This is a genomic window from Stenotrophomonas sp. 3diitr2024 (assembly GCF_042136455.1).
Classification (GTDB): Bacteria; Pseudomonadota; Gammaproteobacteria; order Xanthomonadales; family Xanthomonadaceae; genus Stenotrophomonas; species Stenotrophomonas sepilia.
Window position 1 is genome coordinate 1 of record NZ_JBHHMJ010000622.1, and the last position, 13,871, is coordinate 13,871.

The following is a 13,871-nucleotide window of genomic DNA, read 5'->3' on the forward strand; positions in this document are numbered from 1 at the left end:
GGCCGCTGGCCGGCACCTGAAGGGACCATGGATTCATGAGTTGCCGGCCAGCGACCGGCACTACCGCCCCAGGCGCTGGTCCCGCGCCTTCTGGTCGGCCATCGCCTTGTCCAGTTCGGCCTGCAGTGCCGGCTGCTGCACGGTGGCGTCCAGCACATAGACCTTTACCCCATGCGCCGGCACGTCAGTCTTCAGCTGCTGCTCGACCTTCACCGTGCCGCCATCCAGCGCATCACGCCACGTGCCAGCCTGCAGGTAGCGGTCCACCTCGAAGGCATGCGCGGCATCGCCCTTGTTCAGCAGCACCAGCACGGTCTGCGCCACCTCGCCCTGTTGCAGCACGCGGAAGAACACCGCCTCGTTCCCCTGCAGGCGCTCGTTCACCTGCAGGCCGCGCTGCAGCGCCGGGGTGGCTGCGCGCAGCCTGGCGATGCGCTGCAGCGGCGCGAAGATCGGGCTCTGCGGCGCAGCGTCCACACGCGGCTGGCCGAAGTAGGCACGATTGCCGGCATGCTCGGCGCGACCACGCATGAAGCCGGTTTCCGAGCCGTAGTAGACCACCGGAATGCCGCGCGCGGTGAACAGCCAGTTGTGCGCGTCGATGAAGCCATTGTCGCTGGCCTGCAGGCGCGGCATGTCGTGGTTGTCGTAGAAGCTCATCAGCTCGTACGGATTGGCATACGGGCCACCGCTCAGGTGCAGCGGCTCGGCCAGCGTCTCAAAGCCCTTGCCGGCGGTGCCGAAGGTCTGTTCCAGTGCGCCGCGCAGCGGGAAATCGAGCACGCTGACATTGGCATTGGCCGGCCAGGTGTGCTCGGCAATGGTCGTCGCGTTGTAGTCGAAGGCTTCGCCGAACATGAACATGCCCGGGTGCTCGGCGCGGATACGCTTGACGAATTCATGCCACCACGGGTGCGGCAGCCAGCCGATGGTATCGATGCGCAGCGCGTCCACGCCCTGGGCGGTCCACTGCAGGTAAGCGCCGACCAGATAGTCCATCACCGCCGGATTGTCCTGGTTGAAGTCGGACAGTTCGGCGAGGTTGCCGTCGAAGATCGAGCCGTCCTTGCTGTCGACCGGGCCGATGTTGTTGTAGAACGCGTGCAGCGGGTTGTGCTTCGGGTCCAGCTTCTGCGGTGGCAGGTTCTGGTGGTCGGCAATCAGCGTTCCGTCCTTGTCGAAGATCTGGCCGAACTGCGGTTGCCGTATCGGCATGGTCCAGGCCGGCGAACCGTGGTTGCCGACGATGTCCAGCACCACCTTCAAGCCGGCACCGTGCAGGCCCCTGGTCAGTCCGGCGAAGTCCAGGTCCCTGCTGGGCAGGTGCTCATCGAGTCTGTAGAAGTTGATGCCCCAGTAGCCGTGGTAGCCGGTCTTGCCGCGGTCGGTCAGCGTGCTGGTGCAGCTGATCGGCTTGCTGCCGGTGAAAGCTTGGTCAGGGTTGTCGACGATCGGCGTGATCCACACCGCGCCGAAACCCAGGTTGCGGATGTACTGCGCATTGTCGAGCACGCCACGGAAGTCGCCGCCGAGGTAGCCGATGTTGCCGTCCACCTTGTCCGGGCATGGCACCGGGATGTCGAAGGTGCGGTGCGCGCCACCCTGGCCGCGATGATCGTTGGATGGATCACCGTTGACGAAGCGGTCAGTGACCACGAAGTACACCGCATCGCTGGCGAACGGTTCGGTGGTGCCGACGTAGTCCGGGCGCGGCGTGGCCACGGCCTGGCCGGCGAACAGGGCAAGGGAAACAGCAACAGCCAGGACACCACGCATCACACCACCTCCGGACGGGACGGAACCCGCAGCACGCACAGGCCGGCGACGAACAGGCTGCAGCCGCCCAGCACCAGCACATGCATCGGCTGGCCACCCAGCCATGCGCGCAGGGCAAAGCCGAGCGCACTGGCCGCCACCAGCTGCGGGATCACGATGAAGAAATTGAAGATGCCCATGTACACACCCATCTTCGACGCCGGCACGCTGTCGGACAGCAGTGCATACGGCAACGACAGGATCGATGCCCAGGCAAAACCCACACCCACCATCGACAGCAGCAGCCAGTGCGGGTCGCGGATGAACATCAGCGAGACCAGGCCGGCAGCGCCCAGCCACAGGTTGACCAGGTGGCTCCAGCGCAGGCCGATCGCACGCACCATCGGCGGAATCAGCACCGCCGCCAGCGCAGCGAAGCCGTTGTAGGCGCCAAACAGCACGCCCACCCAGTTGGCACCTTCGTTGTAGGCCGCCGACTGTGGATCGGTCGAACCGAAGTGGGTACCGGCCACCGCAGCAGTGGTGTAGATCCACATGGCGAAAAGCGCGAACCATGAGAAGAACTGCACCCACGCCAGGCGGCGCATGGTCACCGGCATCGCGCGCAGGTCGCCGACGATGGCGGCCAGCATATGCGTGGCCGGCAACGCGCGCGCGGCCGCCAGCAGCAGGCCGTAGCCGGCGCACAGGCCTGCCAGCACGTACAGCATCCTGTCGCCTTGCCGCCAGGTGATCAGCAGCGCCAACAGCACACCCAGCCCTAGCCACAGGGCCACCCGCGTCCATGGCGCCGGGCCGTTGATCACCGCTCCCGCATGATGCGCCGGCGGCTCGGCATCATCGAAGGCAGCCAGTTCTGCTGGTGAATATTCGCGGGTGCTGACCACCGTCCAGGTGATCGCCGCCAGCAGCACCGCCGCGCCGAAGTAGAACGCATAGCGCACGGTGTCCGGCACCTCACCGGCGGCGGCCGTATTGGCAACGCCGAAGTGGGCCAGGATGAACGGCAGGAAGCTGGCGACGATGGCGCCCACACCGATGAAGAAGCTCTGCATCGCATAGCCGGCCGGACGCTGGCGTGGCGCCAGCTGGTCGCCGACGAAGGCTCGGAACGGCTCCATCGATACGTTGATCGAGGCATCGAGCACCCACAGCGTGCCGGCCGCGATCCACAGCGTCGGCGAATTCGGCATCACCAGCAGGGCCAGCGTGGTCAGCACCGCACCGATCATGAAGAACGGACGGCGCCGCCCCCAGCGCGTCCAGGTGCGATCGGACAGGTAACCGATCACCGGCTGCACCAGCAGGCCGGTCAGCGGCGCGGCGATCCACAGCCCCGGTACCGCGTCGATGTCCGCGCCCAGCGTCTCGAAAATTCGGCTGGCGTTGGCATTCTGCAGGGCGAAGCCGAACTGGATGCCGAGAAAACCGAAACACATGTTCCAGATCTGCCAGAACGACAGCTGGGGTTTGGCGGGGCGATTCATCGCGAGCCCTCTACGGCCACGGGCGCCACCGTCAGCGCCTGCACCTGCGCCTGGTTGAGCACGCCGTCGCGCCCGCCCTTGCCCCCGGTGTAGTGCGCGAAGTGCTGCAGTGTGCTCATGTTGAAGCCCTCTTCAAGCGTGACCGCGCATCGGCCCTTCGGCACCGGGAACGTCGCCGAGGTCGAGTCCTGCACGGCCACGCTGTGCGGCAGGGTGACGGTGTGCCGCTGCAACGGCTGGCCCGGGCACTGCAGCACCAGCTGCTTCACCGCGGCGGTCACGCCCGTGTTGATCGGCCCATTCGCGTTGCTGTACTGCAGGCGCAGGCGCACCTGCCCCGCCTTGGCCGAGGTGAACTGCCAGCGCTCGGCACCCTTCAATCGCTGCTGCGGACCGACGCAGACCATCGGACTGTGCAGCGATTCCAATGCGCCGTCGCGCCGGGTCAGGCTCAGACAATGCTGCAGGCCATCGTCACCGATGCGTGCCAGGCCATTGCTGGCGGTGAGCGCCCGGCCGTCCTGCCACAGCACCTGGCCGGCAGCGACCTCGATGTTCCAGCCCCTGCCCTTGCGTCGCGCCTGCGGTGCGGCCGGCGTGGCCGGTGCGCGCGCATTGGCGTCGGCCGTCGTCGTCACGCTGCGCGGTGCCGCTGCGGTGGCCACCAGCTGCACGGTGGTGGTGGCACCACGCGTCTTTACCTGGCCCGCCACCAGCAGGCCATCACCCACCTGCTTCGGCCGCTCCAGCACATAGCGCTTGCCATCGGCCTCCAGGGAGATGCGGCGCTGCTTGCCGAACAGTTCGGGGACCAGCGCGGCTGGCAGCTTGGGCTGCACGCGGCCGTCAGCCTGTACGCCGAATACGCCTTCGAGCACCATCGACAGATACCCGGCCACCGACCACAGCTGGCGCTCCGAATTGACCACCGGCCCGCTGAGCGCGCCTTCATCGACATGCACGGCCTGGCTGACCAGCTCGTAATTCTCCATGTTGGAACCGGCCAGCGCGGCACCCTGCATCAGCGAGCGGATCTCGGCGGCGATGCGCGGCGCATCGTCCAGCTGCCGCGCCGCACGCAGCGAGTAGGCACTGACGAACGGCCAGATCGCCCGGTTGTGATAGATCGGCTGTTGTGCTTCCTGCGGCCAGACCACCGGGCTGCCGGCTGGCCCCATCGGATACGCCGCCAGCGCACGCCGCGCGCGCTCGGGCGGCAGCACCTCGGCAAGGATGCCCAGCGAGAGGCCGAGCAGATCGACCTTGGCGTACGGCACCGGGTGCGCCGCTTCGCCGATGTAGCTCATGTACTGGCCGATATCCTCGCGCCAGAAGCGCGCATCGATCTGCTGCGCCAATGCGTCGGCCCAGGCCTTGTAATCGGCCGCGCGGGCATCGCCGTGCTGCCCGGCCAGGCGTACGGCCAGGCGCAGTGCCTGGTAGTGCAGCACGTTGGTGGACAGTGCGTAGGAATCACCGATGAGACGCACATCCTCGCGGGCCCAGTCTGGATAGGTCTGCTCACGCCAGTCCAGGAAGGAGGTCTCGCCGCGGTACAGGCCCATCTGCGCGTCGAACACCATCGCGCGGTCCTGCGCCAGCGTGCCCTGCAGCGCCTGCCAGACCTGGTCGGCAAATGCGCGATCCTCCAGCAGCTGACGAGCCGCCAGGAACCACACCACGCGGTCGCTGCTGATCGGCCAGCTGCCACCGGAACCGGTGTCCTGCGCCACAAACAGGCCGGGCGTGTGCCCGTCGCGCGCCGCCGACAGTTTGAACTGCAGCGACTGCCGGGTGCGCTTCGGGTCCAGGCGTGCGAGCGCCAGATCGGCGGCAAAGCTGACATCGCGCGTCCACACATAGGGCCAGCGCGCGCCGGTCTGGAAGCACTCGCACGGCACCGGTCGGCCTTCGTCGAACGCGGGATCGCGAATCGCGTCCACGCGGTCCTGGTCCATCTCCTGCTGGGCCAGCGCGAACAGGGCATCGAACATCACGCTGCCGGTCCGGCTGCGCATCGGCATCGGCGCGATACGCACATCGCCCTTCGGCGCATGCAGCACGAAGCTGCCCTTGGCAGCGGCTTCGGCGCGCGCATGGCGGCCGTCGAATTGCAGGTCGGCCGCCTGCGCGGTCGTCCCCAGCGCTGCCCCCAGGGCAGCGGTCAGGCAAATGATCTTCAGCATCGAAGCGGCGGACCGGCTCGCGCCCGTCGGCCTCCCTCCCTCTCTGCACGCGTTGTAGGTCCGCACCGTCGTTGCCGGCGGGCGGGCGCGGCCCCTCCCTCAAGGTGCCCTGGCCCCATGGTAGACGCGGGGCTGTCGGCTGCGTCCAGTTGCATACGTATTCATGGCATCGCGCGGTAGCGCACCCGCCGCGCTGGCTTATGGTCCGGGTCTGCCAACGGCGCCTTGGGAGGGGAATTGCCGATGTCACCCACTGCTGTACGCGCGGTGTTCGCGCACATGCTGGGCCTGGCCCTGATCGGCTGGGCCACGCTGGTACAGGCCGCGCCCCAGGTGGCCAGCGTCGAATCGCCGGGCAAGGTGTTGAAGGTCAGCCTGGTGCTGGACGGCGGCACGGCCCGCTACCGGGTCGAGCGCCTGGGCGACACTGTGGTGGAGGATTCGAAGCTCGGCTTCGACCTGCGCGACGGTCGCCTGGACCGCGATTTCACCCTGTTGGGCCAGCAGCGGCACAGCGTGGATGACACCTGGGAACAGCCGTGGGGCGAACGCCGGCTCACCCGCAACCACTACAACGAGCTGACCGTGCAGCTGGCCGAAACCACCGGCAGCAAGCGCCGGCTGGATGTGGTGTTCCGCGTCTACGACGATGGCATCGGCTTCCGCTACGTGTTCCCCGAACAACCGAACCTGCACGAGGCGATCATCGATGACGAACTGACCGAGTTCGCCATCGCGCAGGATTCCACCGCCTGGTGGATCCCGGCCGGCGAGCCGATCCACTACGAGTACCTGTACCAGCGCACCCCGCTGCACGAAGTACCGCTGGTGCATACGCCGATGACCCTGCGCAGCCGCGATGGCCTGCACGTGGCGATCCACGAAGCGGCGCTGGTGGACTATGCCGGCATGTGGCTGCGCCGGACCGAGGGACAACGCCTGCGCGCGCAGCTGTCGCCCTCGGCCGAAGGCTGGAAGGCACGCCGCGCCCTGCCCTTCGCCACGCCCTGGCGCACGCTGCAGATCGCCGACCGTGCCGGCGGCCTGGTCGAATCGGACCTGATCCTCAACCTCAACGAACCCAACGCGCTGGGCGATGTGAGCTGGGTGAAGCCAGCCAAGTACCTGGGCGTGTGGTGGTCGATGCACCTGGACAACGAGAGCTGGGCGACCGGGCCGAAGCACGCGGCCACCACCGCCAAGACGAAGAAGGTGATCGATTTCGCCGCTGCACACGGCTTCCGCGGCGTGCTGGTGGAAGGCTGGAATCCGGGCTGGGACGGTAACTGGGTCGGCAATGGCTACGATTTCGATTTCACCCGTGCCACGCCCGATTTCGACATCGAAGCGCTGTCGGCGTATGGCCTGAACAAGGGCGTGCACCTGATCGGTCACCACGAAACCGGCTGCGCCATCGAACATTACGAGGCCCAGCTGGGCGCCGCGCTGGACCTCTATGCACGACTGGGCGTGGACCAGTTCAAGACCGGCTACGTCTGCGACGACGGCCAGGTCGACCGCCGCAATCCCACGGGGGGCCCACTGTGGCGCGAGTGGCATGACGGGCAGTTCATGGCCCGCCACCATCTGAAGGTGGTGCAGGAAGCGGCGCGCCGCCATCTGTCGGTGAACCCGCATGAGCCGATCAAGGATACCGGCCTGCGCCGCACCTATCCCAACTGGATCTCGCGCGAAGGCGCTCGCGGCATGGAGTACAACGCCTGGGGCCAGCCACCGAACCCGCCTGAGCACGAGGTCAACCTGGTGTTCACCCGCATGCTGGCCGGGCCGATGGATTACACCCCCGGCATCCTCAGCCTGAAGGGCCGCCACGGCCAGGCCATCCCCAGTACGTTGGCCCGCCAACTGGCGCTGTACGTGGTGCTGTACAGCCCGATCCAGATGGCCGCCGACCTGCCCGAACACTACCTGCAGCATCGCGAGGCGTTCCGTTTCATCGAGGACGTGGCGGTGGACTGGGAGCAGAGCCGCGTGCTCGATGGCGAAGTGGGTGACTACGTGACGATCGTGCGCCGCGACCGCAACAGCCGCGACTGGTTCCTCGGCAGCATCACCGACGAGCACGGCCGCGTGCTGCCGGTATCGCTGGGCTTCCTGGAGCCTGGCGTGCGCTATCGCGCCGAGATCTACCGCGATTGTGAAGGCGCGGATTTCCGCAGCAATCCATTCGCCTTCGCGCGCGAAACCCTCGAGGTGACCAGCGCCGATGCGCTGACGCTGGTGCTGGCACCCGGCGGTGGCCAGGCCATTCGCTTCACGCCGATCCGCTGAACGTTTTCCTGCCTGCGCCCCCGTAGCGCCCGAGCCCACGCTCGGGCGGCGGTGCGTAGCACCGAAATGCAGCCGAGCATGGGCTCGGCTCTACAGAACGAGACACTTGAAAGCGATTACATCCCTGCAGACGCCATTGAATACGTATGCAGGGTGATTCCCGCGAAGAACGCGCTGCCTACCATAGCGGCGACGACAGCGGCCACCGCGTCGCACGTTCACGGCCCCGCCGGAACGCTCACAAATCGATCTGCAACATTGCCTGGGAGGGGAAAATGTTGAACCACAAGCGCAGCGCGCTGAGCATCGCGCTGGCCGTTGTCCTGGCGCCGACGCTGGCGTCGGCACAGTCCACGCAGAGCACCACCACGCCGGCCGGCACCGCCGCCACCAACCTCGATACGGTACAGGTCACCGGCATCCGCCGCGGCATCGAGAGCGCGATCGCGGTCAAGCAGGACGCCACCTCGGTGGTCGAAGCGATCTCCGCCGAAGACATCGGCAAGCTGCCCGACGTCAGCATCGCCGAGTCCATTTCGCGCCTGCCCGGCCTGGCCGCCCAGCGCGTGGCGGGCCGCGCGCAGGTGATCAGCGTCCGCGGCCTGTCGCCGGACTTCGCCACCACCCTGCTCAATGGCCGCGAAGTGGTCAGCACCGGCGACAACCGTGGCGTCGAGTTCGACCAGTACCCGTCCGAACTGGTCAACGGCGTGACCGTGTACAAGACCCCTGACGCGGCACTGGTCGGCCAGGGCCTGTCGGGCACCATCGACATGCAGACCGCGCGCCCGCTCAGCTTCGGCGAGCGCGTGATCGCGGTCAGTGGCCGCTACCAGAAGAGCTCGCTGGGCCGCGCCGCCAACACCGATCCGTACGGCAACCGCTTCAGCGCCAGCTACATCGACCAGTTCCTGGACAAGACCCTGGGCATCGCCATCGGCTATGCGCACAGCGACATGCCGATCCAGGAGAATCAGGTCGGCCTGTACGAACCGTGGACCACCGAGCACACCGACAAGGGCGACCGTCCGGGCGTGGGTGCCGGCACCTACTTCTCCGATGGCATCAAGGCGCTGCGCCGCACCGGCAACAACAAGCGCGACGGCGTGATGGCCACGATCCAGTTCCGGCCGAACAACAGCTGGACCAGCACCTTCGATGCATTCCACACCGAAGCCGAGCAGATCGACACCGCCAACCAGTTCGAGCTGAACCTCAGCAACTACAACGGCAACTACACCCCGGGCCTGCTGGTCAGCAACCCGCAGGTCAACGCCAATGGCTCGTTCACCGGTGGCACTGCCAGTGGCGTGTATCCGCTGGTTCGCGGCATGTACAACAAGCGCAAGGACAAGATCGATGCGTTCGGCTGGAACAACGAGTTCAACTTCAGTGGCGTCAAGCTGGTCGCCGACCTGAACTACTCCAAGGCCACGCGCGACGAGCTGAACCTGGAAAACAACCTGCAGCTGACCCCGATGCCGCAACTGGATACGGTCGGCGTGACGATCCGCCAGGACGGCTTCTCGCAGATCAGCCCACAGCTGAACTATTCCAACCCCGACGCCCTGTTCCTGACCAACACCATCTACGGTTCCGGCTACGGCAAGGTGCCGAAGGTGGAAGACCGCCTGAAGGGTGGCAAGCTGGCCGCCACCATTGCCCTGCCCGATGCCCTCGCGTCGTGGGCGCCGGACATCGACATCGGCGTGAACTACGCCGACCGCCGCAAGGTGAAGACCCAGTCCGAAGGCAACATCCTGCTGGGTGCGCAGGGCGACGCCAACATCGCCTCGGACCTGCAGTACCGCCCGGTCAACCTGGGCTTCGCCGGCCTCGGCACCATCCCGGCCTGGAACGTGCCCGCTGCTGTGGGCCGCTACATGACCTTCAACCCGGTCGACAACCTGGACTACCTGATTCCCAAGTCGTGGACGGTACGGGAGAAAATCACCACCGCCTGGGCGCGCCTGAACATCAACGCCGACATCGGTGAAGTCGGCGTACGCGGCAACATCGGCGTGCAGATGCAGCACACCGACCAGAGTTCGGATTCGCGCTACTGGGACAGCTCGCAGTCGGCCGGCAACAACGTGCAGCCGTACTCGAACGGCCGCACCTACAACGATTGGCTGCCGAGCCTGAACCTGGCCTTCCTGTTCCCGCACCAGCAGACGCTGCGCTTCGCCGCTGCAAAGCAGGTCGCACGCCCGCGTGTGGACCAGATGCGCGCCGGCCTGGAGTTCGGCGTGGACACCGGCACCGGGCGCCCCGGCGGCAGCGGCGGCAATCCGCTGCTGGACCCGTGGCGTGCCACCGCGCTGGACCTGTCCTACGAGAAGTACTTCGGCGAGAAGGCCTACGTGGCCGCCGCGATCTTCTACAAGGACCTGAAGAGCTACGTCTACACCCAGTCGGTCGACAACTACGACTTCACCGCGCTGCTGGGCAGCTACGTGCCGCCGCCGGGCATGACGGCACCGGTGCTGACCACCGGCACCTTCTCCGCCCCGCAGAACGGCAAGGGCGGCACGCTGAAGGGCCTGGAACTGACCGCATCGTTCCCGCTGGAGATGCTGACCGACAGCCTGCGTGGCTTCGGTGTGCAGGCCAGCGCGACCTTCAACAAGAGCGACATCACCATCCTGGACCCGGAGAGCGCCTCCAGCGTGGGCAGTGATCCGATCAGCCTGCCGGGCCTGTCCAAGCGCGTGTACAACTTCACCGCCTACTACGAGCGCAGCGGCTTCGAAGCACGCGTCAGCCAGCGCCGGCGTTCGGACTTCATCGGCGAGATCGGCAACTTCAACGGCAACCGCAGCCTGCGCTACGTTGTCGGCGAGAACGTGACCGATGCGCAGGTCAGCTACACCTTCAGCGACAGCAGTGCCCTGCGTGGCCTGACCCTGCTTCTGCAGGGCAGCAACCTGACCAACGAGCCGTACCGCACCTACGCCGGCAGCAAGGACCGCCCGCTGGAGTACATCGAGTGGGGCCGCACCTACATGCTGGGCGTGAACTACAAGTTCTGATCACGGCCGGGTCGTGCCGGCCGCTGGCTGGCACCCCATGGAATGCCCGCTGCGCAGGTAGCGGGCTTTCTTTTGCGCGGATGCCGGCCGTTGGTCGGCAAGGACCATCCACGCATGGCGTGGATCTACTGAACGAGCGAGGCGACCTTCGCACGGCACGATGTCAACGGGTCGGTAGATCCACGCCATGCGTGGATGCCGTTCTCTGGAACTCCACCCACAAAAAAGGGACGGGGCGCTTCGGCCCCGTCCCCGCAAGTACCGCCACCGGAGAAAACGGTCAGCTGCGTCGGGCGCAATACACCGCGCGCGGCGGCAGCTGGAGTTCATTGCCCTGCACCGTGCCCGCATCCGGGCCCGGTACCGCCACCTGCTGCCAGTTGCCCGGCGGCAGCGGATGGGTCACTGCCTCGGCCGACAGGTTGAAGGCCAGCAGGAGGGTTTCATCTGCAAGCATACGCTCGAACAGCAGCACTGGCTCGGCGCTTTCAAGGAATCTGATGCTGCCATGCAGAAGCGCCGGCTGGGTATGCCGCCAGGCCAGGAACGCCCGGAACGCCGCCAGCACCGAATGCGGGTCGCGTTCCTGCACGGCCACCGCCGCCGCCCGGTGCTCGGCCGGAATCGGCAGCCAGGGCTGGCCGCTGGTGAAGCCGGCCAGCGGTGCATCGGTCCACGGCAGCGGGGTGCGGCAGCCATCACGGCCCTTGAAGTTCGGCCAGAAGGTGATGCCGTAGGGGTCCTGCAGGGCCTCGAATGGCACCTCGGCCTCGGCCAGGCCGAGCTCCTCGCCCTGGTACAGGCAGACCGAACCGCGCAGCGAGCACAGCATCGCCACCAGCATCCGCGCCAGGCGCGGGTCAGCCGGGTGGCCGCCCCAGCGGCTGACCGCCCGCTCCACGTCGTGATTGGAAACCGCCCAGCACGGCCAGCCTTCGGTCATCGCCGCTTCCAGGCGTGAGACCGTGTCGCGGATGTAGGCCGCGCTGTAGTCGTTCACCAGCAGCTCGAAGCTGTACCCCATGTGCAGGCGGCCATCGCGGGTGTACTCGGCGGTGGTCGCCAGCGAGTCCTCCGAGGAGATCTCGCCCAGGCTGACCGCGCCCGGGTACTGATCCAGCAGCGCGCGCAGGCGCTCCAGGAACGGCAGGTTCTCCGGCTGGGTGTTGTTGTAGTAGTGGTACTGGTAGGCGTACGGGTTGTCCGGGCTGAAGCCGCGCCCCACCCGCTTCTCCGCCGGCTTGGGCGGGTTGTCACGCAGCTGCGCATCGTGGAAGCAGAAGTTGATCGCATCCAGGCGGAAGCCATCCACGCCACGATCGAGCCAGAAGCGGACATTGTCCAGGGTGGCCTGCTGCACGTCCGGGTGATGGAAGTTCAGGTCCGGCTGGTCGACCAGGAAGTTGTGCAGGTAGTACTGCTCGCGGCGCGGCTCCCATTGCCAGGCGCAGCCGCCGAACAGTGACAGCCAGTTGTTGGGCGGGGTGCCGTCCTCGCGCGGGTCGGCCCAGACGTACCAGTCCGCCTTCGGATTGCTGCGGTCCTGGCGGCTCTCGCGGAACCAGGCATGCTCGATCGAGGTATGGCTCAGCACCTGGTCGATCATCACCTTCAGGCCCAGGCCGTGGGCCTTGGCCAGCAGGCGGTCGAAGTCGTCCAGGCTGCCGAACAGCGGGTCGACGTCGCGGTAGTCGGCGATGTCGTAGCCGAAGTCGGCCATGGGGGACTTGAAGAACGGCGAGATCCAGATCGCATCCACGCCCAGCGCGGCAATGTGGTCCAGGCGCTCGATGATGCCCGGCAGGTCGCCCACCCCATCGCCGTTGGCATCGAGGAAACTGCGCGGGTAGATCTGGTAGATGACGGCTCCGCGCCACCATGGATAGTGCGACATCGACAGCCCCCCTCCGGGCATGCGGGACCCGCCGGCAGCGGGCCGAAATCCTGATCCGGCAAGCTTAGCGGTGGCCTCGCGGGCATGGCGCAACCTGCATACGTATTCACGCGAAGGGCCGCGCAGGCCGGGCTGGAATTGCCGCTCGGGCCGGTTTGCGCCCGAATTCACGGCCAGCGCCTATAATCGATGGTGAGCCTGAAAGCCTGATCGCATGACCATCACCGAAGACACCCGTCCCGCCCTGGGCCTGCCCCAGATCCAGTCGCTTGCCGCGGCCGACATGGCCGCCGTCGACGCCCTGATCCGGCGCCGGCTGTCCTCGGACGTCGTGCTGATCAACCAGATCGCCGACCACATCATTTCCGCCGGCGGCAAGCGCCTGCGCCCGATGCTGGTGATGCTGGCCGGCCACGCGGTCGGCCAGGCCGGCCCGGAGCACCACCAGCTGGCGGCGATCATCGAGTTCATCCACACCTCTACCCTGCTGCACGACGACGTGGTGGACGAGTCCAGCCTGCGGCGTGGCCGCAGCACCGCCAACGCGCTGTGGGGCAACGCGCCCAGCGTGCTGGTGGGCGACTTCCTGTACTCGCGCAGCTTCCAGCTGATGGTCGAGCTGGAGCGCATGCCGGTGATGCAGATCCTGGCCGATGCCACCAACCGCATCGCCGAGGGTGAAGTGCTGCAGCTGCTGCACGTGCACAACCCGGACACCGATGAAGCCGCCTACCTGCGCGTGATCGAGCGCAAGACCGCGGTGCTGTTCGCCGCCGGTACCCGCCTGGGCGCGCTGGCCAGCGGCGTGGATGAGGCGACCCAGCAGGCCCTGTTCGACTACGGCATGCACCTGGGCTACGCATTCCAGATCGCCGACGACGTGCTGGACTACTCGGCCAACGCCGAGGAGCTGGGCAAGAACCTGGGCGACGACCTCGCCGAGGGCAAGGCCACGTTGCCGCTGATCCACGCGATGGCCCACTCCGATGACGCTACCCGCGAGCGCCTGCGCACCATCGTGCAGGACGGCGACGCCTCGGCGATGCCGGAAGTGCTGGCCGCGATCCGCGTCACCGGCGGCCTGGAGTACAGCCGCCGCCGTGCCGAAGAATACGCCGAAGCCGCCGAGCGTGCGCTCGACGGCCTGGGCGACAATGACGCCGTGGCTGCCCTGCGCGGCCTGGCCCGCTACGCGGTGCAGCGC

General features: G+C 67.2%; 7 protein-coding genes. 3 read left to right on the top strand and 4 right to left on the bottom strand.

Translation table 11 applies throughout. The annotated features are described in order from the left end of the window. Positions 1–60 precede the first annotated feature (60 nt). Genes ABGA94_RS16180 through ABGA94_RS16190 form a run of 3 tightly spaced genes read right to left on the bottom strand, consistent with a single transcriptional unit; the run spans position 61 to position 5,449 of the window. The gene (locus tag ABGA94_RS16180) at positions 61–1,776 is read right to left on the bottom strand and encodes an alpha-amylase family glycosyl hydrolase (RefSeq protein ID WP_375367796.1); all 1,716 of its coding nucleotides are present in this window, start codon (positions 1,774–1,776) and stop codon (positions 61–63) included. Then, positions 1,776–3,263: an MFS transporter gene (locus ABGA94_RS16185; protein WP_164092705.1), complete on the bottom strand. Its 1,488-nt coding sequence runs from the start codon at positions 3,261–3,263 to the stop codon at positions 1,776–1,778. The genes ABGA94_RS16180 and ABGA94_RS16185 overlap by 1 nt, the downstream gene beginning before the upstream one ends. Continuing rightward, positions 3,260–5,449 carry a Six-hairpin glycosidase-like protein gene (locus ABGA94_RS16190; RefSeq protein ID WP_375367797.1) on the bottom strand — a complete coding sequence of 730 codons (2,190 nt, stop codon included), beginning with the start codon at positions 5,447–5,449 and terminating at the stop codon, positions 3,260–3,262. Before ABGA94_RS16190 ends, ABGA94_RS16185 begins: the two co-directional genes overlap by 4 nt. Before the next feature lie 237 nt (positions 5,450–5,686). Between ABGA94_RS16190 and ABGA94_RS16195 the strand changes: the two genes are divergently transcribed. Then, positions 5,687–7,741 (top strand): glycoside hydrolase family 97 protein, encoded by a 2,055-nt coding sequence (locus ABGA94_RS16195; protein ID WP_375367798.1) that lies wholly within the window; start codon positions 5,687–5,689, stop codon positions 7,739–7,741. A gap of 275 nt (positions 7,742–8,016) precedes the next feature. Beyond that, positions 8,017–10,773: a TonB-dependent receptor gene (locus tag ABGA94_RS16200; protein WP_164229264.1), complete on the top strand. Its 2,757-nt coding sequence runs from the start codon at positions 8,017–8,019 to the stop codon at positions 10,771–10,773. 280 nt (positions 10,774–11,053) lie between these two features. Here ABGA94_RS16200 and ABGA94_RS16205 read toward each other — a convergent pair whose 3' ends face one another. Beyond that, positions 11,054–12,667 (bottom strand): alpha-glucosidase family protein, encoded by a 1,614-nt coding sequence (locus tag ABGA94_RS16205; RefSeq protein WP_375367799.1) that lies wholly within the window; start codon positions 12,665–12,667, stop codon positions 11,054–11,056. Between the two features lie 214 nt (positions 12,668–12,881). Between ABGA94_RS16205 and ABGA94_RS16210 the strand changes: the two genes are divergently transcribed. After that, a partial coding sequence (locus ABGA94_RS16210) for a polyprenyl synthetase family protein (protein WP_375367800.1) occupies positions 12,882–13,871 on the top strand: 990 nt, incomplete at its 3' end.

Coding starts and splice junctions, on each gene's coding strand:
- ABGA94_RS16180 (WP_375367796.1), bottom strand. CDS start 1,776: ATGCGTGGTGTCCTGGCTGTTGCTGTTTCCCTTGCCCTGTTCGCCGGC.
- ABGA94_RS16185 (WP_164092705.1), bottom strand. CDS start 3,263: ATGAATCGCCCCGCCAAACCCCAGCTGTCGTTCTGGCAGATCTGGAAC.
- ABGA94_RS16190 (WP_375367797.1), bottom strand. CDS start 5,449: ATGCTGAAGATCATTTGCCTGACCGCTGCCCTGGGGGCAGCGCTGGGG.
- ABGA94_RS16200 (WP_164229264.1), top strand. CDS start 8,017: ATGTTGAACCACAAGCGCAGCGCGCTGAGCATCGCGCTGGCCGTTGTC.
- ABGA94_RS16205 (WP_375367799.1), bottom strand. CDS start 12,667: ATGTCGCACTATCCATGGTGGCGCGGAGCCGTCATCTACCAGATCTAC.